We start from the raw sequence: 22,885 nt of genomic DNA, 5'->3' as shown, positions 1-22,885 counted from the left end.
TCTTTTGTCATAGTTCCCTCCATGAATAAGCACAAGCCCACCACTCGGGACCGAGCGGTGGGATGGCTTGATTACACTTTTGTTTCGATGTATGCGACTACGTCGCCAACAGTTGCAAGTTTCTCAGCGTCTTCGTCTTCAATCGTGATGTCGAATTTGTCTTCGAGGTCCATCACCATTTCCATTACTTCAAGCGAGTCAGCGCCAAGGTCGTCCTTGAACGATTTCTCTGCCGTGATCTCAGAAACGTCTTTTCCGAGTTTCTCTGCTACTGCTTCTTGTACGTCTACTAAAATTTGTTCTTTTGTCATGATAAAATCCCTCCAAAGGTAAGTATATTAAATGTCTGTCTATTGGTAAAGTTCTCTTTTATGCCATCGTCATGCCGCCATCGACGGCAATCGTCTGGCCAGTCACGTAAGCAGCCTGTTCAGACGCCAAAAATGAGACGAGGTTCGCTACATCTTCCACTTGTCCGAAACGGTTGAACGGAATTTGCTCGAGTGTAGCGTCTCGCTGCGCATCTGTCAAGGCATCGGTCATGTCGGTTTGAATGAAACCAGGACAAACGGCATTGACCGTCACATGACGACTTGCGAGTTCGCGTGCCACAGATTTTGTCAATCCAATCAACCCTGCTTTTGCGGCCGCATAGTTTGCTTGTCCCGCGTTCCCAGTGATGCCGACGACCGAGGCGATATTGATGATACGCCCTGATTTTGATTTGAGCAACGGACGTGTCACCGCTTGCGATGTGAGGAATGCCCCTTTCAAATTCGTCGATAAGACGTCATTGAAATCTGCCTCTTTCATACGCATGAGTAACCCATCACGTGTAATCCCTGCATTGTTCACAAGACAATCGACGCGTCCATACGTATCGACTGCCGTCTTGACGAGTGCTTTGACGTCGTCTGCGTCTGAGACATCTGCCTTCACAGCAATGGCTTCTCCGCCTGCTTCGGTGATGGCTGCCACGACGGCGTTTGCCTTCTCTTCACTACCCGAGTAGTTCACGACGACACGGAAGCCGTCTTCCCCTAAACGTTTCGCGATGGCCGCACCGATTCCACGGGACGCACCAGTCACGATCGCTACTTGATCATGCACGAACTTCTCCTCCTAACGAGGCGACTTCTTCAAGCGTGGTCGCCTTTTGAATCGAAACGTTCGAATCGATTCGCTTAATCAACCCTGAAAGGGGTGACGATGGACCGAACTCGATGAACGTGTCCACTCCGTCTGCAATCGCTTTTCGAACACATTCTTCAAAGCGCACTGACGAATAGAGTTGTTTCGTCAACAACGCTTTTAACTGTTCAGGATCGCGATGTACAACCGCATCCACGTTCGAGATGAAATCGACAGACGCCTCTGTGAACGGTGATGAGGCAAGGACATCCTGGAAACGTGTCGCCACCGGCATCATATATGAACTGTGGAACGCACCGGAGACGTTTAACGGTAACACTCGTTTCGCGCCGGCTGCTTTCAATTCTACACCTGCCTGTTCGACAGCATCGATATGCCCGGAAATGACAAACTGACCAGGGCAATTCAAGTTAGCGATTTGTACCAAATCCCCACTCGCACTAATTTTTTCAGTGATATGAAGCGCTTCTTGAAGATCGGTCATGCCGACAACTGCCGCCATCGTCCCGTCTTTCACTGAAGACATCAAATTACCACGTTCTCGAACGAGCACGGTCGCCTCTTCTAAATCGATGACCCCTGCCGAGACGAGCGCAGCATACTCTCCTACGCTATGTCCGATGACGACATCTGGTGTCGCACCATTTGCCGCATAGGCTTGTGCCAGTAACGAGGCATGCGCCACGATTGCCGGTTGTGCGACTTCTGTTTCTTGGAGGTCTTCTTTCGACCCAGCAGACATGACTTCAAGAAGGTCAAATCCGAGTCGACGCCCGATTGCCTGAAGAGTTTCAGGTTGGTCTAAAAATGTCTGTCCCATTCCGACGGCTTGAGAGCCTTGTCCCGGGAACACCCATGCTACTTTCCCCATGTCCTCACCTGCTTTCGCTTAGTCTATCGCTTTGGCACGCTTGATTTTATCGACGACATCGTGGTCTACCATGATTTTCGCCTGTTTCAACGCACTCATCATTGCGAGTGCGTCACTCGATCCGTGCGCCTTGATGACAGGCGCATTGATCCCAAATAAACCGGCTCCCCCATGTTCGCGATAATCAAGCGTTTCTTTCAATCGTCTTAATTTCGGTTTTAAGATGAGAGCGGCAAGTTTCGATACAAGATTGCTCGTGAATTGTTCTTTCATCATCTTCATAAGCATTGCTGAGGATCCTTCTACACCTTTTAACAAGATGTTTCCGGCAAATCCTTCTGTCACGATGACGTCCACGTCTCCTGACATCGCTTCACGCGCTTCGACATTCCCGACAAAGTGGACAGGGGCCTGTTCAAGGAGGGGGAACGCTTCTTTCGTGAGCGCATTTCCTTTTCCGGCTTCTGTCCCGATATTGAGAAGAGCGACACGCGGTGTTTTGATGCCACGAACATGTTCGGCATAGAGTGAGCCCATGATCGCATAATCCACAAGATGTTCGGCTTTCGCATCCGGATTCGCTCCGACATCCAACACGACGACACCACTACCTGTATATGTAGGGAACGTCGGAGATAATGCCGGACGCTCGATTCCTGGGATTCGTCCGATGATGAAGAGAGATGCAGCCATCAAGGCGCCAGTGTTTCCAGCAGACACGAGAGCATCCGCTTTACCTTCTTTGACGAGATTGGCCGCTACGACGAGCGAACTGTCCTTTTTACGGCGGACCGCTCGAACCGGCTCGTCCTCTCCTGTAATGATTTCACTAGCTGGAACGACCGTCACACGAGGATCGTCAAGTCCGTAAGAGGCGATTTTCACCTCGTCACCGACTAAAAAGAGCTCCATCGGCTCGTTCGGATATTGTTCGACGAACCGTTTCACACCTTCTACGATTGCTTTCGGTGCGTGGTCGCCACCCATTGCATCAATTGCTAATTTCATGCTTGTTCCTCCTCACCACGTCGGTAAATCGTGAAGTCGCCTTCAAAGACGCGCTCCTCGCCGACATAACTTTCGACTGTGACGTCTGTTCTTCCGTCTCCTCTTAGCTTAATCACACGAGCCTTGGCAACGACTCGCTCTCCAAGATGAACCTGGCGACTAAATCGGATCTCCGCTTTAGTGGTCAACGCCAATTCATCATTGATGAGCGCCACCGCTAACGAGTTGGCTTGCGCGAACAAGACGTGTCCACGAGCAATCTCATTGCGGCTAAAGACGTGTTCTTTTTCGATATCGAGGACAGAAATCGCAGAGTCATCGAGTTTCAAGTCAATCATATCACCGATGACCTCGCTCATTGAAAGCGATTTGACTTCATCGAGGTGTTCAGAAGCCACATGTTTGATTCGTTCCCTCACTTCTGGAATTTTTAATTCCATCCGATCGAGACGAATCGTCTGGATGCTGACGGAAAACTGTTTTGACAGTTCCTCGTCTTTGATGAACGGGTTGCGCTCAATCGTTTCTTGTAACAAGCGTTGCCGCTCTTTCTTAGGTACCCGCATTCAGTTCCCTCCTAAACTAATCGCTAAAGAACTTAATACCTGGTACTAATAGCAGTATATATTCTTTAGTCGTCATTTTCAAGTATTATTCTAACCTTTCCCCTACGAGGAGGTCGAGTTGTTTCAAATAGCCACGTAACCCTTCATATTGGGCGTCCTGCCAAAACGCATCGCTTCCGAGAAGTGCCACGGCGTCACGCATCGCTACTTCCATCACTTTTAAATCGAGAACCGGATCGGCGACCCGGAAGCTAGGCAGCCCGCTTTGGGCGGTACCAAAGAAATCACCGGCACCACGTAACTCTAAATCTTTCTCCGCCAATACGAATCCGTCATTCGTCTCCGTCATCGTTTTCAGTCGAACTTTTCCAACATCTGACTTCGGATCCCCGACGAGGATGCAGAAGGACTGATGGGCACCACGACCGACACGTCCTCGCAACTGGTGCAGTTGTGCGAGACCGAAGCGCTCAGCGTCATGAATAATGATGAGTGAAGCGTTCGGAACGTTTACCCCGACTTCGACGACCGTCGTCGACACGAGAATTTGTGTCGCATTGTCGGCAAATGATTTCATCACGTCGTCTTTTTCTGCGCTCGATAGCTTCCCGTGCATCAAACCGACGGCATAGTTTGGGAACCGTTCTTTCAACAGTTCATATAAAGCTGTCGCACTTTCGACTTCGAGCGTATCCGACTCCTCGATGAGTGGTGCAATCACATAGGCTTGACGGCCAAGCGTCAGCTCTCGATCGACCATCGAATGAACACGGTCGATTTGGTCTTGCTTCGCCCAATATGTTTCAATCGGTTTTCGGCCTTTTGGCATCTCATCAATCGTCGAGACGTCCATCTCTCCGAACGCACTGATTGCAAGTGTCCTCGGAATCGGGGTCGCTGTCATATACAAGACGTCCGCAAATTCGGCTTTATCACGAAGTTTCTTCCGTTGTTCGACACCGAATCGATGCTGTTCGTCTGTAATCGCCAAATGCAAATTCGAAAATTCGACCGGTCCTTGAATGAGGGCATGCGTTCCGACGATGATGTCGACATCACCGGATCGAATCGCAGTCAGAAGCGCCTCCCGGGCTTTTCCTTTCACCGAGCTCGTCAAGAGGGCGATGGTGATGCCAAACGGCTCAAACAATTCCTGTAAAGATGTCGCGTGCTGTTCGGCTAAAATTTCGGTCGGTACCATCAATGCGCCTTGATACCCAGCCATGACGGTCGCATACAAGGCAATCGCGGCAACGACGGTCTTCCCGCTCCCGACATCCCCTTGCAACAATCGATTCATCCGTTCTGGCTTTTCGAGATCGGACACGATTTCACGGATGACCCGTGTTTGAGCTCCCGTCAATGGGAATGCGAGTCGTTTGACGAATTCGTTCAATTGAGGCTTATCGAGTTGAAGGGCCCGACCGTTTCCTGACCGCTCCATTTTCCGAAACGCCTGCAATTTCAATTGATACATGAGACACTCTTCGTATACGTAGCTCCGTCTCGCCTGCTTATATGTCTCCACCTTATCCGGGAAATGCATCCCGCGAAGCATGTTCATTCGGTCCTCTAGTCGATACCTGTCTCGTATGGACTGTGGCACCCGTTCCGGGAGGTCCGTCACTTGTTCGAAAGCTAACTTGACGATTCGACTAAAGTTTTTTTGCGTGAGTCCGGCTCGTAACGAATAGATGGGCTGAAGGCCGCCTGACGGTGCACCGAATTCGAGGTCGGTCGCACTGATCGTCATCCGATTCATATCCCATTTCCCTTTGACCGTGACGGTTTCGCCAATCGTCAACTTATCCTTATAGAACGCCCGATTGAACATCGTCACTTGGACTGCATACCGTTCTTCTAGCAATAATCTAAACTGAAGGCGGTTCTTCCCTTTACTGTAGTACCGAACGAGTGGTTCTGCTTGTACCGTCCCACTCCATTTGACGAGGTCCCCGTGAACAGCGGTCGTTACGGTCCCACTATTATAATTCTCATAACGAAACGGGACGTGCTCTAGCACGTCCTCGATTCGAACAAGTCCCATCATTTCTAGTTTTTTGGCCATCTCTGGCCCGACTCCTTTCAGAGTCGTCAGCCGTTCATTGTTTTGCATCTTCTTTCGCTCCAAAAATATTTCGTTCGAGGCGACGAGCCGTCGGCGTATTCGCCAATCCACCTTTAGCCGTCTCCTTCAACGCAGTCGGCATCATTTGACCGACTTCATGCATCGCTGAGATGACTTCGTCACAAGGAATACGCGATGTGATTCCCGCGAGGGCCATGTCCGCTGCGACAATGGCATTAGCACCGCCCATGGCGTTCCGTTTCACACACGGCACTTCAACGAGTCCTGCCACAGGATCACAGACAAGGCCGAGCATGTTTTTAAGGGCGATTGCAAACGCCGTAGCCGACTGGTCCGGTGTCCCGCCGGCCGCTTCGACAATCGCTGCTGCTGCCATTCCGGTCGCTGAACCGACTTCTGCCTGGCATCCCCCTGCCGCTCCTGAAATCGAAGCGTTGTTCGCCACAACAAACCCGAACGCTCCTGACGTGAACAAGTAGCGAATCATGGCATCGCGGTCCATCTCGAGGCGATCTTTCACCGCGAATAACGTTCCTGGCACGACGCCCGCACTCCCCGCAGTCGGTGTCGCACAAATTCGTCCCATCGCCGCATTCACTTCGTTCGTCCCGATTGCTTTTGACACGGCATCTAAAATAAGGTCTCCGGCAAGTGATTTGCCTGAACGTATATAATCTTGCATGAGTACGGCATCGTTCCCCGTCAATCCCGTCACCGATGTGACACCTTGAAGCGCACGTTCGACCGCTTCTTCCATGACCTCGAGGTTACGGTCCATCATCCCGATGATGTCTTCCCGGCTCGAGCGTCTGACGTGCATCTCTTGTTCAATCATCACCTCAGAAATCGGGATACCTCGTTCTGTTGCCATCGTCACTAACTCTTCTACTGATTTAAACATCTCACATTCTCCTTATTCCCCAAAAATAGCGATCCGTTCGATCTGCGGTAACCGTTCTAGCTCTGCTAACACTTCAGCAGGAATCGTTTCATCAATCTCAATGGCCATCAAGGCTTGCATTCCTTTTTCGTGACGACTCACTTCCATATGTCCAATGTTCAATTGATGATTCGCCAAGACACCTGTCACTGCGGCGATTGCCCCGAATCGGTCATGATGCAAGACGACGAGCGCAGGTCCCCCACCTGTCAACTTTAACGGGAATCCATTCAGTTCCGTGATTTCAATCGTTCCCCCACCGATTGAGATCCCGACGATTTCAAACGTACCGAACTCGTCTTCGAGCAAGACACGCGCTGTATTCGGATGATCCGTCAACAAATCGCTCGTCTCAAAGATGACTTCGATTCCTTTTTCACGGGCAATGTCTAACGCTTGTGGGATTCGCAGGTCGAACGTATCAAACCCCATAATTCCACCGACAATCGCGACATCCGTACCGTGACCACGATACGTGTCCGCAAACGATCCATAAAACGTGATGCGTGCGGTGCGTGGCGTTCTTCCGAATAATTTCCCTGCCATCAGCCCGATGCGCGCGGCACCTGCTGTATGCGAACTCGATGGCCCGACCATTACAGGACCAATGATGTCAAACACACTACGATATTTCACCTAATTTTCCCCCTTTCAAAAATCCCTACCTTCATTATACAGAAGGTAGGGACTTGAAACAGCTTATTCCACACTAAAAATATAAGAGTAAAGCGGTTGTTTGCCGTCGTGTACTTCAATCTCAATCTCATCATTTACAGATTCGATATATGACGTCAACGCTTCTACGTCTGCTTCAGATGAACCTTCACCAGTTAAAATCGTGATGATTTCATCATCTGCTTCGACAAGTGCATCGACCAACTTTTTAGCCGCTTCGAGGCTCGACGTTGAGGAAGAAACGATTTTCTTCTCTGCAATTGCCATGTGCTCGTCTTTCTTGATTTCCACACCATCGATGCTCGTGTCACGAACAGCATATGTCACTTGTCCGGACTTCACAGTCGCGGCAGCTGACTTCATCGCTTGTTCGTTCATCTCGACATCCGCCTCTGGGTTGAAGGCGATTGCTGCCGCAAGACCTTGTGGGACCGTCTTCGTCGGGATGACAGAGACGCCGCATGGTGCGACAGACGCTGCTTGCTCAGCAGCCATGATGATGTTTGAGTTGTTCGGGAAGATAAAGACGTGTTCCGCATGTGCAGATTCAACCGCCTTGACGATATCTTCTGTTGATGGGTTCATCGTTTGACCGCCCTCGATGACATGTGCCGCCCCGAGTGAACGGAACAATTCGCTGACGCCTTCACCCATTGCTACCGTGACGATCGCAAATGGTGCTTTCGGCTTCTCTGCCTGTTGAACACCGTGTTGATTCGCACCATGTTCTTCTTCGAGAATGGTCGAGTGTTGTTGACGCATGTTCTCGATTTTAACGGCGACGAGTTCACCGAAACGTTGACCTTTCGTGATGACCTCACCCGGTGTCTCAACGTGAACGTGAACTTTTAAGAGTTCTTCGTCCGCGACGACAAGGAGAGAATCTCCCAGTTCAGACAATTCGTTACGGAACGCATCTTCATTGAACGGTGCATCCTTTAACTTTTCGTCTTGGAAACGAACCATGATCTCTGTGCAATAACCGAATTCGATATCTTCTGTAGACATGAACCCTTGTGCCGCATGCGCATGGTGTTCTGCCTCGATCAACGCATCCATGACAGGAGCATGTGGTTTCTCGAGCTCTTTGCCTTCAAGGCTAGCAAGGAAACCTTCGTAGATGACGAGAAGTCCTTGACCGCCCGAGTCGACGACGCCGACTTCTTTTAATACCGGCAACAAGTCCGGTGTACGGTCTAACGATGCTTTCGCTTCTTCGATGACGCGTTTCATAAATTCAGTGAAATCACTTGTCGACTCTGACGCAAGGAGCGCTTCGTCGGCCGCTTCACGAGCAACCGTCAAAATCGTTCCTTCAACCGGTTTCATAACCGCCTTGTATGCCGTGTCGACACCGCGCTTGAGCGCTTCTGCAAAATCAACTGTTGTCAGTTCTGCTTTTCCTTCAACAGCTTTACCGAATCCACGGAACAACTGACTTAAAATAACACCCGAGTTTCCGCGTGCTCCCATAAGTAGTCCACGTGCAAACTTTGATGACACCTCTGCGATATCTGATGAGTTCATCGCCGCTACTTCTTTCGCGCCCGACGTCATCGTCAAGTTCATGTTCGTCCCCGTGTCTCCGTCTGGAACCGGGAAGACGTTAAGCGAATCTACATAATCTGCGTTTTGGCTCAAGTTGGCCGCTCCGTTCGCGATCATGTTTGAGAGCGCCAATCCATCTAAACGTTTTAAACCCACACCAAATCCTCCTCCGTTTTCGTCAGTCATTCGTCAGACGAACGCCTTGAACGAATATATTTACCGACGAAACGTTTAATCCTAAAGTTTCTCCGAGCGTATACTTGACTCGGCTCTGCACGTTGTATGCGACTTCAGATACTTTCGTCCCGTAGCTTACAATGATGTGCATGTCGATATGTACGTCTTCGTCTTCTTGACGTACGACGACACCACGCGCGTAATTTTCACGTTTTAACAATTCAGCAATGCCGTCTTTCAATTGTGCTTGTGAAGCCATGCCGACCACACCGAAGCATTCCATCGCTGCACCACCTGCGAGTGTCGCGATGACGTCACTTGTGATGTCAATATTGCCATATGTTGTCTTCATTTCAATTGCCATATGGAGTAGCCTCCTTTATTCGGAATGATTCCTAATGTACATTCTACAATAAGTACCTAGTTATTAAAAGAACCTGCTCCAGAAACTCGGTCAATTAACGCGATAACCTCATTCATTATTCAAATCCTTGAGAGTAATGTCAAGTTTTTTTCTTGTCATGGTACGATTTTCTAGTTGCATCGGGAAAAAAGCCGTGCTAATATAAACGAGTGTCTATTAGGACGAACCCACATAAAAAAGGAGGGGAAACGCATGGCACGTAAATGCTACGTAACAGGTAAATCACCTAAATCAGGTAACAACCGTTCGCACGCACTCAACAAGACAAAACGTACTTGGGGTGTAAACGTACAAAAAGTTCGTATTCTCGTTGACGGTAAACCGAAACGCGTTTGGGTTTCAGCTCGCGCACTTAAATCAGGTCTCGTTGAACGCGTATAATACTTATACACGAACGAATAAATCCCAGCGGCATTCGCCGATGGGATTTTTTTGTGCTCATTTTTTGACAATCATGACGAGAACGGTCCCTTGATGGACCGTCAACCGGGCAGAATCCGTAGACCATTCATTTGAGATCGTCAGCGCCTCTCCGCTCGTCACGTCATGATGGTCAAGTGGATATTTGACATCTTTAATGGAAATCGTAGCTGTCTTCCATGGCATGAAAGACAAATAGTGACCGTCCCGTTTCGGAATGGTATAGTCTCCTATTCTTACAAGATAGACCGTTTGCCCTTCATCATGAAGGTGCATCTCCGGATAGGACTCCAGTAAGCCTACGTTCGCAAACGTCATATCGATCCGTCCCCCGAGAGCCCCATACACATCGATTCGTGTTGCTCCCCGTTCTCTTGCTAACTCCAATGCAATTTCTAAGTCTGTCACATCTTTCTCCGAAGGATAGCGTAACGCTTGATCAGGTGGTGTCCCATCGAACGAATCAAAATCTCCCACCACGACGTCTGGTACAACTCCTTCATCTAACAGTCTTTGATATCCACCATCCACACCAATCACAAAATCGGCATCACGCGGTAAGTCCGGAATAGGTGCCGGACTCGCCGCGACGATTAGTACGTTCATTGACGGATATCCCGTGTCGCCACACGCGTGAAACGTGGTGCTGTCGTGAAGAGAAGTACTAACACGATGGCCGAGATGACAAAGGATGGGAGCATATACGTGGCGTTATATCCGAGCGAGTAGGCCACGACCGGACCTTCTGCGTATTCAGCGAAGAAGACGATACCCGAGATGACGTGCGCTGCGTATCGTAAAATCGACCCGAGCAATGCCCCGAGCACTAAATAGATGGCAAGCGTCTTTGTCGCACCTTGACTCGCAGCATGTTTCACTCGCCCTGCGAATACCCCGGCCATACCGACGAGGCCATATGCGACCGTATAGTCGAGCAAGAATTGTACAGGTGTGAAAATGTATGCTCCGAACAAGAGTTGAAGTGTCCCGACGAGCGCGCCTGTCGCAAGACCACCCTTCAGCCCGTGACGGAACGCCATGACAAAGATCGGGAGCATCGCTAAACTGATAGACCCACCTTGTGGTAAACGATATGGAATGAGCAAATCAAAAATAAGCCCGAGCGCCGCAAACAATGAAATTTCAATGAGCGCTTGTAATTTGAAACGTGATTTCATCCTTCTTCCTCCTTTATTTGTTTGAACGACAAAAAGCAGCATGACGTAAACGCCATGCTGCTTGAATTCGCAACGTGCATTTTCGCCACATCCCTACGTCCGTGTGAACGGAACAGGTTCAAAGGGTTAGCGTATGCCTCTCAGCCACATGATGTGACACCCCTTGCGACTCTATCTTGTTGTTCTACCGTCGATTATACACGAGATGCGCCACGAATGCTATCTATGGCTTCTTTATAATCCGATTGACTATAGATGGCTGATCCTGCCACAAGCACATCAGCTCCAGCATCGATGCAACGTTTTGCCGTTTCTGCGTTCACACCACCATCGATTTCAATCTCAAAATCAAGTTGATGGTCTTGACGAAGTTGGCTAAGCGCTGAAATTTTTGGCACGACCGATTCAATAAACGCCTGACCCCCGAATCCTGGGTTGACCGTCATGAGCAACACCATATCAACGTCCGTGAGTACGTGTTCAATCGTCGAAAGTGGTGTATGTGGGTTTAAGACGACCCCACATTTCGCACCTGCCGCTTTGATTTGCTGTAAGACACGATGCAAATGATTCGTCGCTTCCACGTGTACGGTTACGATGTCCGCACCGGCTTTCACGAAATCTTCAACGTAGCGTTCTGGTTGGTCAATCATCAAATGTACATCGAGTACCATGTCTGATTTTTTACGCAAGCTCGCGAGAACAGGTAGACCAATCGAGATGTTTGGTACGAATTGCCCGTCCATCACGTCAAAATGGATATAGTCAGCCCCTGCTTCTTGAACGGCTTTTACTTCAGCTTCCAAGTTGGCAAAATCGGCAGCTAAAATAGATGGTGCAATTTTAATCATCTGTCAATACCTCCGTTTTCGATCGTTTAACTCCTCCATAAAGGTAACATAATTTTCGTACCTTGTTGAAGCAATTTCGCCATTTTCAACCGCTTGTTTGATGGCACATCCTGGTTCATTAACGTGGACACATCCCCGGAACTTACAATCGTCATGGCGTTCCACGAATTCGGGGAAGCACCATCTGAGCTCATCTGTCTCAAGTTCCTGAGGAAACTCTAGACTTGAAAAACCAGGTGTATCGGCAACGAGACCATCCGCCAATTGGATTAACGTCACGTGACGTGTCGTATGTTTTCCTCGTCCGAGCGATTTCGAGATTGCACCTGTCGCCAACTCGAGTTCTGGCGCGACTGCATTGAGTAACGAACTTTTCCCGACACCGGTCTGACCGGCGAAGACGCTCGTTTTTCCCTTGAATAGACTGCGCACTTCATCAACACCGTGCCCATGCTCCGTCGACGTTTCGATCACGTCATACCCAATCGCCCGATAGCGAGCAATCGCCACTTGAATCGGTTCGACTTCACCTTCATCGAGCAAGTCCATCTTCGTCAATACGATGATTGGATGAATTTGCTTCGATTCAATGAGAATGAGAAAACGGTCAAGCAAATGATAGGAAAACGCTGGTTCCTTAACTGAAAAGAGGAGGAACGCTTGATCAATATTCGCAATCGGTGGCCGAACGAGATGGTTTTGGCGCTCTTCCACTTCAAGAATATAGCCGGTCCCATCTTCTTGATCTTGAATCACCACATCGTCGCCGACGACAGGTGAGATATTGCGTTTTCGAAAATTCCCCCTTGCCCGACAACGAATCTCTTGATTCGCCTCGGTCATCACATCATAAAACCCGCCTTGAAGACGAATGATTGTTCCTTTCATTATGACTACCTCCTTTTAAAAAAGAGGTGACGACACCGTCACCTCTTTATTGTGCCTCTTCGGCTTGCGCATATGTGACTGAATCCGTTCGAACAATCTCACCATCAACTTCAATCGTTGCTGTCCCGACTTCGTCAGGGGCAATGACTAGCGTGTACGAGTACGTTGTCGTCTCTGTGATTTGATCACGAAGTACCTCAATTTCACCACGTGCGTCAACCGTACGAATGACGACTTCGACCGCTTTCGGCTTCTTATCCTTATCCGGTTGCTCGACTTCAACACTCACTTCACGTTCAATCGAGATATCGGTCGGTTCGACGCCTTCCGATACAATCACCGTGAGCTCCGTTCCCGGGTCGACTGCCGTCCCGGCTGTCGGAAGTTGACGGATGATTTGACCTTTTGGAACACTTGTCGAAAATTCATCCTTCTTCACGATTTTCAATTTGTTCTGTTCAGCATAAATAGATGCTTCGTCGAACGTATACCCGGCAAGGTTAGATAGTTCCACTTTGTTGCTACCTGTCGACACAACGAGCGTGACCGTCACCTCTGAAGGAACGACCTCTTCACCTGGGTCAACCGATTGTGAAATTACATCCCCACTGTTTACCGTTTCAGAAGCTTCGGTTTTGATTTCAAGATCGCTGAATGCCAAGTCTTTTAGCATACGCTCAGCGGCAGTCTGTGAAAGACCTTCCACGTTCGGCATCTCGACCGTCTCTTTTCCGGCCGATACGACAATCGTCACAGTCGTGCCGCGTTTCGGTTTACGTCCTTCTTGCGGATTTTGCGAAATGACCTCACCCTCCGCAATATCATCGCTCGCACGTTCTGTCACTTCGACGACAAATCCAGAAGCCTCGAGTTCTGTCGTCGCGTCCCCGATACTCATGCCGACGACATCAGGCACGACGGCGCGCGACATTTCGTCGGCGACCACATACGCCGCAATGCTTCCCCCAATTAAGAGAATGACGAGTAATATCCAAATCCACCATTTGCGTTTCTTCTTTTTAACCGGTGCCTCATTTGGCTCCTGTTCCTTTGGTGGTGTGACCGGGGGCGGTGTCACCGGTACATCTTGTTTTTCTTCAGGCATGACCGGCGCCATGACGAGTGTTTGGTCGAACTCGTCTTGATTTGCCGAGAGTCGTCTCGGTTCATTGGCTCGTTCGCGGATCAACGCGGTCATGCAATCTTTTTTAAAGGCTGCGACCGATGCATGACGAGCACCAGGTGATTTTGACAAGGCTTGCATGACACAGTTCTCAAGCGCTTGTGGGATATTCGGATTTAAGTCCATCGGTCGAATCGGGTCATCTTGCAAATGTTGAAGCGCAACAGCGACCGGCGTCTCGCCGATGAACGGTACACGACCTGTCAACAATTCATAAAGGACCGCACCGAGCGAGTAAATGTCCGATTTTTCATCCGCAAATTTCCCACGAGCTTGCTCAGGTGAGAAGTAATGGACAGAGCCAAGGACAGACATCGTATGCGTCAACGTCGCATTCGACATCGCCACAGCAATCCCAAAATCGGTCACCTTCACGTTTCCATGCTGATCGATCATCATATTCTGTGGTTTGATATCCCGGTGAATGATTCGGTTCGCATGGGCGTGGTCAATCGCATCACAAATCTGTCCCATGATGCGCAACGCCTCATCGACAGATATGTATTCTTCCTGCAAATATTGTTTTAACGTCACGCCATCGACGTGCTCCATGACGATATAGTATAAATCATCTTCATCGCCGACGTCGTAGATTGCGACGATATTCGGATGGTTCAAACTCGTAGCCGCATGGGCTTCTCGCTCGAACCGACGTATAAATTGTTCGTTATGTGAGAATTCAGATCGCAACACCTTGATGGCGACGGTTCGGTTTAAAATCTCGTCATGAGCCCGGTAGACATTTGCCATGCCTCCGCTGCCGATTTGTTGTTCGATCCGATAACGATCGTTGATTCGTTCTCCGCTTCGCATCGGATTCATCCTCTCTTTCTATCAGTGAATTGAACGAGGGCGACCGTAATGTTGTCGCTCCCTCCCAATTGGTTGGCTTCCGCAATCAGTTGATCTGCTTTTTGATCAGCCGATACAGCTTGTTGTAAAACGTGTTGAATCGCCCCATCGGTCAGATGTGTCGTCAATCCATCCGTACAAATTAAAATCACTTCAAACTCAGGGTCAGCGAGCACTTGCACGTCAGGTTCGACTTGTTCGCTTGAACCGATTGCTCGGGTGATGACATTTCGCTTCGGATGAACGCGCATCTCTTCTTCCGTCAATTCACCGAGCTGTTTGAGCACGTTGACGTAAGAATGGTCTTCTGTAAGACGTCTTAATTCGTTCGCTTGCAGGGCATAGACACGGCTATCGCCGATATGAACGATGACAACCGTCTCACCGTTCCAACAAACGGCCGCCACAGTCGTTCCCATCATGACGAGATTCGACTGTTTCGCAAACTGCAACACTTGTTCATTCGCCAAGTGAATGTGATGGCGGAACCATTGTTCGATGTCGACAGGGGTCGACGGGAGAGACGGGAAAGCCCGCCGAAACTCTTCAATCACGATTTGACTCGCGACCTCTCCCGCTGCATGTCCACCCATTCCGTCGGCAACGAGCGCAATTCCTGAAAAGGCATCGCCTAAGATTAAAACTGCATCTTCATTTTGTGTGCGTACTTGTCCACGATCTGTTCGAAATGCTAATTCCATCTTTCTGATTACCTCGTTTCTTGTTCGCGCTCCTTCGCTCGAAGTTGCCCACAAGCAGCATCGATATCCGAACCTTGTTCGCGACGAATCGTCACGTTCACATTGCGGTCTTTGAGCACTTTTTCGAAGGCAAAGATCTGAGCTCTCGGTGTGCGTACGTAGTCGCGTTCCAATACGTGGTTGACTGGGATCAAGTTGACGTGACATTTGATGCCTTTCAACAAGTCAGCCAATTCGTGGGCATGGTCTTCCGTATCGTTGACGCCACCAAACAATCCGTATTCGAACGTGATGCGACGACCGCTCTTCTCCGTATAGTAACGGACGGCATCCATCAACTTGTTCAAGTCAAACGCACGGTTGATGGGCATGAGACGTGTACGTAGTTCTGTCGAAGCCGCATGAAGAGAGATGGCGAAGTTGATGCGCATACCTTCATCAGCAAACTTATAAATTTTTGGAACGATTCCGCTCGTTGATACCGTGATATGACGGGCACCGATGTTAAGGCCGTTATCATGGTTGACCGTGCGTAAGAAACGCATCAACTCATCATAGTTATCAAACGGTTCACCGATTCCCATGACGACGATTGAGTCAACACGTTCGCCTGTCGCGTCTAGAGCACGCTGTACGTCAAGAACTTGTGCCGTGATTTCACCAGCTTCTAAGTTACGTTTCAACCCACCGAGTGTTGAGGCACAGAACGTACAGCCAATCCGGCAACCGACTTGTGTCGTGACACAAATGGAGTTCCCGTATTCGTGACGCATAAGAACGGTTTCAATTGAATAGCCATCTTGAAGTTCGAATAAGAATTTGATTGTACCGTCTTGCGATTCTTGTTTGACCAATTCCTTCAACGTTGTCAGTTGGAACGATTCTTCTAATTGGTCACGAAGTGCCTTTGGAACGTTCGTCATATCGTCGAATGACGTGACACGTTTAACGTACATCCAGTCATATAATTGTTTCGCACGGAATGATTTTTCTCCTGCTTCAACGACCCACGCCTCAAGTTCAGGGAACGTCAACGAATAAAGTGACGGTTTTGCGCCTAAAAGTGGATTCTTTTCTACTGCTTTTGGATTCATTGTTTTATACCTCTTTCTTAAATGCGGCGATATAGAAGCCGTCGGTCCCGAATGTCGTCGGTAATAGTTTTAATTCAGCACGGTCCGATTCCATGATCGGACGAACAGATTGCGGGAGACGTTCTTTTAGCGTCTCGTCCCACACCAATCCTTTTGACAATACATAGTCAGCCTGCGCCTCGTTTTCGGACGGATCAATCGTACATGTCGAGTAAACAAGCGTACCACCTGGTTTGAGCAGTGGCAATACGGCATCAATGATTTGTCGTTGAATCTTCGGTAAGTTTTCTAACTGGGATTTGTCTTTCGTCCATTTGATATCTGGCTTCCGACGAATGACACCAAGACCCGAACAAGGAACATCCAGAAGAATACGGTCAAAGCTCTCTTTTTCAAACCGTTCACCCGCCAGACGAGCATCAAGGGCAAGTGCGGTCACTCCATTGATGTGAAGACGTTTGGCTTGCTGGTCGATCAATTTCGCTTTATGTGGATGTAAATCGAGTGCTGTGAGCGAACCGTTCTCCATCCGTTCTGCCGTGTGCATCGCTTTCCCACCAGGGGCGGCACATGCGTCTAAAATCTGATCATCTTTCGACACACCGAGGGCATCTGCGACAAGCATCGAGCTCTCATCTTGAATCGATAAGAGGCCTTCCTCAATGAACGGGGTCGAATGGACGTTGCCCGATTCGACGACGAGTCCGTCGCTTGATAGTTCAGAGCGTGACGTCAAAACACCTAAGTCGGCCAACCGGTTCATCATTTCGTCGACAGACGCTCGTTTACGGTTGACGCGAACCGTGACAGGAGCCGGCTCATTGTTCAATTGACAGATGGCTTCTGCTGTTTCCACCCCATATAGGTCAATCCAATCGGAAACGAGCCATTTCGGATGACTATGTTCAATCGAGATTCTTTCCGCATCTGTCAACTCGCTAAAATCAGGGAACCCTTCACGGAGAACGTTACGTAACACCCCGTTCACGAATTTGCTCGTTCCGAGATGGTGTCCTCGTTTTTTCGCGATTTCGACCGCTTCGTGTAAGACGGCACGATCTGGCACCTTATCGAGGTAAAAGAGTTGATATACACTCATCCGAAGAAGCGGAAGGACGAACTTATCGAGCTTCTTCGGCGAACGGATTCGATCGTTTAAGATGTAATCCAACGTTCCTTTCCGACTGAGTGTCCCATAAACGAGTTCGGTATAAAGGCCGACATCTTTTGGAGCGACTTTCTTTTGTTTTAATGCATCATTGACGGCAATCGTTGAATACGCGCCGCCTTGTTCAATTTTTATCAGCGTATCAAGCGCTGCTTCACGTACGTTCATGAGTTCCTCCTAATCGGTCACCAACACGCAACTTCTGTCCAGCTCCACGCATGAAGGTCGCACCATCCATTCGTTTTTTCCCTGCTGGTTGTAAGTCCGTCACTTTAATGGCAACACTATTCCCAGTCGCCACGACGAATCCGTCTTCTTCAAGTCGAACGACTTCTCCAGGTTGACCTGTACCCGTCGTCTTCTCTCCCATGAACAATTTCACGCGTTCGCCGTCAAGAATCGAATAGGCAGTCGGGAATGGATTCATCCCGCGAATGTGATTATAGATGGCTTCCCCACCCATACCCCAGTCGATTTGTTCGCGCTCACGGCTGATGTTCGGTGCAAACGTCACATCCCGCTCATCTTGAGGGACCGCTTCAATCCATCCTTCTAAGAAAGCTGGAAGTGTACGGATGAGAAGATCGCTTCCTGCTACAGCCAGTTTATCAAATAACGTTCCGACCGTATCCATTTCTTCAATCGGAACAATCGTATTGGCAATCATGTCACCTGCGTCCAATTTATCGACCATATACATGATTGTCACACCTGTTTCCGATTCACCATCGATGATGGCTTGATGAATCGGGGCACCTCCACGATATTTCGGAAGTAGCGAGGCATGGACATTGATTGCTCCGTGAGACGGTGCCTCGAGTAATGCGGTCGGCACGATTTGACCATACGCTGCCGTGACGATGAGATCCGGACGCAACGCTAAAATCTCTGCATAATCCGTGCGAACTTTCTCAGGTTGCAAGACAGGAATGCCGTGACGGAGTGCACACTCTTTCACAGGCGTTGGTTTCAGTTCACGTTTTCGCCCGACCGGTTTATCCGGTTGCGAGACGACACCTACGACATTGTATCCTTCTTCGAGCAGTCGCTCAAGTACAGATACCGCAAATGTCGGAGTTCCCATGAAGACGATCCGTTTGTCTTTTCCAGAGTTTGGAACCGCTAGCTTATCTGTGAATAAGACGCCATCTAAATGATCCATCTCATGCTGAATCGCCCGGGCGAAGAAGCCGCTCGCTTGAATCGTATGCGTGCGCCCTTTCAAGTCCTGATTTTTGACGACAATCGACTCATGACGTTCCACGAATCCAAATTCGCCCGGGATGCTCAAACATCCTTCGAGTCCGACCTCACGTCCTGACGTCTCGATGATTTCAGGATTGATCAAGACGAGAGGACCCGTCTCATCATCGGTATGGACGACAGCAAGTCGCTGATTCAAGTTGACCTGTGGTGCCGCAACACCGACTCCGTCATACTCATACATCGTATCAAACAATCGGTCGACCGTTTGACGCAATTTTTTATCGAACTTCGTTACCGGTTCGCATGTTACGCGTAATATATCGTTCGGTACTTCTACTACTTTATACATGTCTCTCCACCTCACATGAATACGTATGGGTTCACATCGATACTCATTTGATATTCTTTCTTACTGATCGCTTTCGCTCTTGCTTGTTGAAGACGAGCTAACTCCGCGTAGAGCGTTTCAGGTTGTTTCGTTTTAATGAACACCTGATAACGATACGCATTCTTTAATTTTGATAACGGGGCAGGCATCGGACCGTTCAAGCGGCTGTTCTCCACTTGTGCCTGTAAAAAGTCTGATGCGAACAGTTCCGCCTCCGCCTTGGCGACGAGCGGGTTTTCTGCCGAGAATGTGACGAGCGTCAAAAACCAATACGGCGGATGGTTCCCGACTTGACGAAGACCCATCTCTTTTGCGAAGAACGTCTCATAGTCGTGTTCACTCGCTGTCTCGATGACATAATGGTCCGGATTGTACGTTTGGACGAACGCCTCACCTGGAAGTTTTCCACGACCGGCTCTCCCTGCCACTTGGGTGACAAGTTGGAACGTCCGCTCGGTCGCACGGAAATCAGGCATCCCGAGCGTCGCATCTGCCGCGAGTACCCCGACGAGTGTGACGTTTGGGAAGTCGAGCCCTTTGGCAATCATTTGGGTGCCGAGTAAAATGTCGGCCTCTCCTTCCTCGAAGCGTCGTAACAATTGTTCGTGTGATCCTTTCCGCGACGTCGTATCTTGGTCCATTCGGATGATGCGCGCCTCCGGAATTCGGTTCAACAACTCCGTCTCAATCTTCTGGGTGCCTGATCCGAACTGTTTGATTTTCTTACTGTTACACGATGGACACGTTGACGGCATGCCGACTTCGTAGCCACAATAATGACACTTCAATCGATCACCATATTGATGATACGTTAAATTGACCGCACAATGCGGACAGGTCATTCCTTCCCCACAGTCCCGACACATGACAAATGTCGTAAACCCACGGCGATTCAACAGAATGACACATTGCTCTTTTTTCTCGATCCGGTCGAGGATTCCATTAAACAATTCCTCAGAGAACATCGTCGTATTGCCTTTTGCCAGTTCACGGCGCATATCGATAATGTGGACCGGTGGCATTTCTCCACCGTACCGTTCTTTCAAGTGTAAGTAGCGATACACACCCTTTTGCGCCCGGGCGTATGACTCGAGCGAAGGTGTCGCACTCCCCAACACGACGGGACACCCATGATAGCGGGACCGCCAGATAGCGACATCACGCGCATGATAGCGAGGATTCTCTTCTTGTTTATATGTCGTCTCATGCTCTTCATCTAAGATGATGAGACCGAGACGGTCGAGCGGCGCAAAGATGGCCGAACGAGCACCGACGACGACGTCGACTTCCTTCCGCTTGATTTTACGCCACTCATCATACTTCTCTCCTTTGGAAAGGGCACTGTGTAAGACTGCGACGCGTTCACCAAAGCGACGTTTAAAACGTTTTACCATCATCGGTGTCAAACTGATTTCCGGCACGAGCAAGATGGCCTGCTTGCCTTCATCAATGACTTGCCCAATCGATTCTAAATACACTTCGGTCTTTCCGCTACCGGTCACACCGTGTACAAGTAACGTCTCGCCTGCATCCGCCTCATGAATCGCCTGGACCGCGTTCGCCTGACTATCGTTTAACTGCACCGATTCCTGTACTTGTTCAATCGTCGCGTACGGGTCACGATTCAATTCCACTTCGGTCAACCGCACCGCCCCGAGATCTTCGAGCTTTTGAAGTTGCGGACGAGTTAAGCCAATTTGGCGTAATGCCGACCAATACATACGTGGCGTCTCTTCTAACGCTTGAATCGCTTCTAGTTGTTTTTTCGCACGTTTCGAGACGACTGTCGGATCGAGCAGTTCGACGATGATGTCTGTTTTGACTGTTTTCTTTTCTTTTAGAACGGGAGCGAGGGTAAGCTCCCCTTTTTTAGCAAGTCCGAGAATGACCGACTGAATGTCTTTCGGATATTCCGATAAATGTGTCCCGAGACGAACACCTTCAGGCACATGCCCCTCTTTAATTTCTTTGTCGTAACTAACTTTTAGCGCTGCTGGTAGCATCGCAAGGAGTGCAGAAGAACGGAAGCATAGCGTCGTCTCCTTCACATGGATGGACAAGTCGAGCAGCTCATCCGTGAGTGAGGATTCTTCATCTAATAAGGCTTCGAGCGGCTTCAATCCATCTCTCGTCCCGTCCGATGTGCCGACGACTATTCCTAACAGACGGCGTGAACCGAATGGAACGGAGACACGCATCCCCGGCTCAATCAAGGATTCGAACTGTTCAGGTACTTCATAATCAAACGGACGATCAATCGTGATCACCGGTGCATCAACATGGACGTGGGCAATCATTGGACCGCTTCCTTAAAGTGTGTGAGCAGTTCGAACGCCAACTGTTTCTTCGACTGTTTCGGAAGTTGAAGCGTCGTCCCGTCAGCGTGGAACAGGACAGCCTCATTATCATCTGCACCGAATCCGACGTCACTACCGGATACATCGTTTGCAACGAGGAAATCGACGTTCTTTTTCTTCAGTTTCGCTGCCGCATGTTCTTCGAGTCGTTCCGTCTCCGCAGCAAAGCCGACTAACACTTGATGGGTCTTTCGTTCACCGAGTGTCTTGAGAATGTCTGTCGTTTCTTCGAGTTCAATCGTCAGTGGACCATGCACTTTTTTATGTTTCTCTGCATGGACCGTTTTTGGACGATAATCCGCGACTGCCGCCGACTTCACGACGAGGTCGAGTGAATCGAAACGACTTGTCACTTCCTGCAACATTTCTTCGCTCGATTTGACGGGAATGGCCGTCACACCGTCTGGTACAGGGACTTGAAGCGGACCGTGAACGAGGGTGACACGGGCACCCATATCACGTGCTACTTCTGCGAGCGCAACACCCATTTTTCCTGACGAGTCATTTGATAAGTAACGGACGGGGTCGATGCGTTCTACCGTCGGACCAGCCGTAATCAATACTTCTTTTCCGAGGTATAGTTTCGGGACGAACTGGCTTTCGATGATGCGCACCAAATCTTCTGGTTCCGGTAGACGTCCACCACCAATCCAGCCACATGCCAAGTTACCGACGCCTGGTTCGATCAACTGATAGCCGTAAGATTTTAATGTTTCGATATTCCGCTGTGTGGCAGGATGTTCGAGCATGTTCACGTTCATCGCCGGTGAAACGATCACAGGGCACTTCGCCGCTAGGATCGACGTCGTAATGAAGTCATCTGCAATCCCGTTCGCTAATTTCGCGATCATGTTTGCTGTCGCAGGAGCGACGACGATTAAGTCACTCGAGTCGACGACATCGATATGTGCAATCTTTGTTGGATCATGCTCTTCAAACACATCGGTATAGACCGGATTTCGACTGAGCGCCTGGAAGGTCGCCTGACCCACGAATTGTTCTGCCGACTTCGTCATCGCGACGCGAACATTCGCTCCGGCTTGAACCAATTTCGATGTGAGCGCACACGCCTTGTAGGCGGCGATGCCACCACTCACACATAACAAAATAGTACGATCCTTCACCATTCCCAAACTCCCCCTTATAGAC

The 22,885-nt window shown here is 49.5% G+C and carries 22 protein-coding genes and 1 riboswitch; of the genes, 1 reads left to right on the top strand and 21 read right to left on the bottom strand.

Annotated features, from left to right (window positions below; genetic code table 11):
- Positions 1 to 71: 71 nt before the first annotated feature.
- From acpP to KNO75_RS02260, 10 genes are all read right to left on the bottom strand, one after another.
- A complete protein-coding gene (gene acpP / locus KNO75_RS02305; RefSeq protein ID WP_214788883.1) occupies positions 72 to 311 on the bottom strand; it encodes an acyl carrier protein in 240 nt (79 codons plus the stop codon).
- Positions 312 to 369: 58 nt separating this feature from the next.
- A complete protein-coding gene (gene fabG / locus KNO75_RS02300) occupies positions 370 to 1,110 on the bottom strand; it encodes a 3-oxoacyl-[acyl-carrier-protein] reductase (protein WP_214819652.1) in 741 nt (246 codons plus the stop codon).
- On the bottom strand, positions 1,103 to 2,023 hold the full coding sequence (gene fabD / locus KNO75_RS02295) for an ACP S-malonyltransferase (protein ID WP_214819650.1): 921 nt from the start codon (positions 2,021 to 2,023) through the stop codon (positions 1,103 to 1,105). Before fabD ends, fabG begins: the two co-directional genes overlap by 8 nt.
- Before the next feature lie 18 nt (positions 2,024 to 2,041).
- The gene (plsX, locus tag KNO75_RS02290; protein ID WP_214788891.1) at positions 2,042 to 3,031 is read right to left on the bottom strand and encodes a phosphate acyltransferase PlsX; all 990 of its coding nucleotides are present in this window, start codon (positions 3,029 to 3,031) and stop codon (positions 2,042 to 2,044) included.
- The gene (gene fapR, locus KNO75_RS02285; RefSeq protein ID WP_214788894.1) at positions 3,028 to 3,597 is read right to left on the bottom strand and encodes a transcription factor FapR; all 570 of its coding nucleotides are present in this window, start codon (positions 3,595 to 3,597) and stop codon (positions 3,028 to 3,030) included. Before fapR ends, plsX begins: the two co-directional genes overlap by 4 nt.
- A gap of 85 nt (positions 3,598 to 3,682) precedes the next feature.
- On the bottom strand, positions 3,683 to 5,713 hold the full coding sequence (recG, locus tag KNO75_RS02280; protein WP_214821663.1) for an ATP-dependent DNA helicase RecG: 2,031 nt from the start codon (positions 5,711 to 5,713) through the stop codon (positions 3,683 to 3,685).
- On the bottom strand, positions 5,700 to 6,587 hold the full coding sequence (sdaAA, locus tag KNO75_RS02275; RefSeq protein WP_214788900.1) for an L-serine ammonia-lyase, iron-sulfur-dependent, subunit alpha: 888 nt from the start codon (positions 6,585 to 6,587) through the stop codon (positions 5,700 to 5,702). Before sdaAA ends, recG begins: the two co-directional genes overlap by 14 nt.
- A 12-nt stretch (positions 6,588 to 6,599) precedes the next feature.
- Positions 6,600 to 7,262, bottom strand: a complete 663-nt coding sequence (sdaAB, locus tag KNO75_RS02270) for an L-serine ammonia-lyase, iron-sulfur-dependent subunit beta (RefSeq protein ID WP_214788903.1) — start codon at positions 7,260 to 7,262, stop codon at positions 6,600 to 6,602.
- Between the two features lie 63 nt (positions 7,263 to 7,325).
- On the bottom strand, positions 7,326 to 9,005 hold the full coding sequence (locus tag KNO75_RS02265) for a DAK2 domain-containing protein (RefSeq protein ID WP_214819648.1): 1,680 nt from the start codon (positions 9,003 to 9,005) through the stop codon (positions 7,326 to 7,328).
- A gap of 22 nt (positions 9,006 to 9,027) precedes the next feature.
- On the bottom strand, positions 9,028 to 9,390 hold the full coding sequence (locus KNO75_RS02260) for an Asp23/Gls24 family envelope stress response protein (RefSeq protein WP_015881350.1): 363 nt from the start codon (positions 9,388 to 9,390) through the stop codon (positions 9,028 to 9,030).
- Between the two features lie 252 nt (positions 9,391 to 9,642).
- Here KNO75_RS02260 and rpmB point away from each other — a divergent pair, with 252 nt between their 5' ends.
- A complete protein-coding gene (gene rpmB / locus KNO75_RS02255) occupies positions 9,643 to 9,831 on the top strand; it encodes a 50S ribosomal protein L28 (protein ID WP_015881349.1) in 189 nt (62 codons plus the stop codon).
- A gap of 57 nt (positions 9,832 to 9,888) precedes the next feature.
- Here rpmB and KNO75_RS02250 read toward each other — a convergent pair whose 3' ends face one another.
- The 11 genes from KNO75_RS02250 to coaBC form a co-directional block, all read right to left on the bottom strand.
- Positions 9,889 to 10,476, bottom strand: a complete 588-nt coding sequence (locus tag KNO75_RS02250) for a thiamine diphosphokinase (RefSeq protein WP_214794133.1) — start codon at positions 10,474 to 10,476, stop codon at positions 9,889 to 9,891.
- Positions 10,473 to 11,048: an energy-coupled thiamine transporter ThiT gene (gene thiT, locus KNO75_RS02245; protein WP_214819646.1), complete on the bottom strand. Its 576-nt coding sequence runs from the start codon at positions 11,046 to 11,048 to the stop codon at positions 10,473 to 10,475. The genes KNO75_RS02250 and thiT overlap by 4 nt, the downstream gene beginning before the upstream one ends.
- A gap of 73 nt (positions 11,049 to 11,121) precedes the next feature.
- Positions 11,122 to 11,222, bottom strand: a riboswitch (TPP riboswitch).
- 20 nt (positions 11,223 to 11,242) lie between these two features.
- Positions 11,243 to 11,899: a ribulose-phosphate 3-epimerase gene (gene rpe, locus KNO75_RS02240; RefSeq protein WP_214819644.1), complete on the bottom strand. Its 657-nt coding sequence runs from the start codon at positions 11,897 to 11,899 to the stop codon at positions 11,243 to 11,245.
- A 3-nt stretch (positions 11,900 to 11,902) separates the two neighbouring features.
- A complete protein-coding gene (rsgA, locus tag KNO75_RS02235; protein ID WP_214794575.1) occupies positions 11,903 to 12,790 on the bottom strand; it encodes a ribosome small subunit-dependent GTPase A in 888 nt (295 codons plus the stop codon).
- A gap of 43 nt (positions 12,791 to 12,833) precedes the next feature.
- Positions 12,834 to 14,783: a Stk1 family PASTA domain-containing Ser/Thr kinase gene (gene pknB, locus KNO75_RS02230; RefSeq protein WP_214819642.1), complete on the bottom strand. Its 1,950-nt coding sequence runs from the start codon at positions 14,781 to 14,783 to the stop codon at positions 12,834 to 12,836.
- Positions 14,784 to 14,788: 5 nt separating this feature from the next.
- Entirely contained in the window at positions 14,789 to 15,523 is a 735-nt protein-coding gene (locus tag KNO75_RS02225; protein WP_214819640.1) for a Stp1/IreP family PP2C-type Ser/Thr phosphatase, read from the bottom strand.
- Positions 15,524 to 15,531: 8 nt separating this feature from the next.
- Positions 15,532 to 16,617, bottom strand: a complete 1,086-nt coding sequence (gene rlmN, locus KNO75_RS02220) for a dual-specificity RNA methyltransferase RlmN (RefSeq protein ID WP_074034829.1) — start codon at positions 16,615 to 16,617, stop codon at positions 15,532 to 15,534.
- Positions 16,618 to 16,621: 4 nt separating this feature from the next.
- Positions 16,622 to 17,953: a 16S rRNA (cytosine(967)-C(5))-methyltransferase RsmB gene (rsmB, locus tag KNO75_RS02215; RefSeq protein ID WP_214819638.1), complete on the bottom strand. Its 1,332-nt coding sequence runs from the start codon at positions 17,951 to 17,953 to the stop codon at positions 16,622 to 16,624.
- A complete protein-coding gene (gene fmt / locus KNO75_RS02210; RefSeq protein ID WP_214819636.1) occupies positions 17,940 to 19,340 on the bottom strand; it encodes a methionyl-tRNA formyltransferase in 1,401 nt (466 codons plus the stop codon). Before fmt ends, rsmB begins: the two co-directional genes overlap by 14 nt.
- An 11-nt stretch (positions 19,341 to 19,351) precedes the next feature.
- Positions 19,352 to 21,676 carry a primosomal protein N' gene (gene priA, locus KNO75_RS02205; protein WP_214819634.1) on the bottom strand — a complete coding sequence of 775 codons (2,325 nt, stop codon included), beginning with the start codon at positions 21,674 to 21,676 and terminating at the stop codon, positions 19,352 to 19,354.
- A complete protein-coding gene (gene coaBC / locus KNO75_RS02200) occupies positions 21,673 to 22,863 on the bottom strand; it encodes a bifunctional phosphopantothenoylcysteine decarboxylase/phosphopantothenate--cysteine ligase CoaBC (RefSeq protein WP_214819632.1) in 1,191 nt (396 codons plus the stop codon). Before coaBC ends, priA begins: the two co-directional genes overlap by 4 nt.
- Positions 22,864 to 22,885 lie beyond the last annotated feature (22 nt).

Origin of the sequence: Exiguobacterium sp. s35, from assembly GCF_018617535.1 — a bacterium.
GTDB classification, from domain to species: domain Bacteria; phylum Bacillota; class Bacilli; order Exiguobacteriales; family Exiguobacteriaceae; genus Exiguobacterium; species Exiguobacterium aestuarii.
This window is presented reverse-complemented; position numbering and strand designations above follow the sequence as displayed.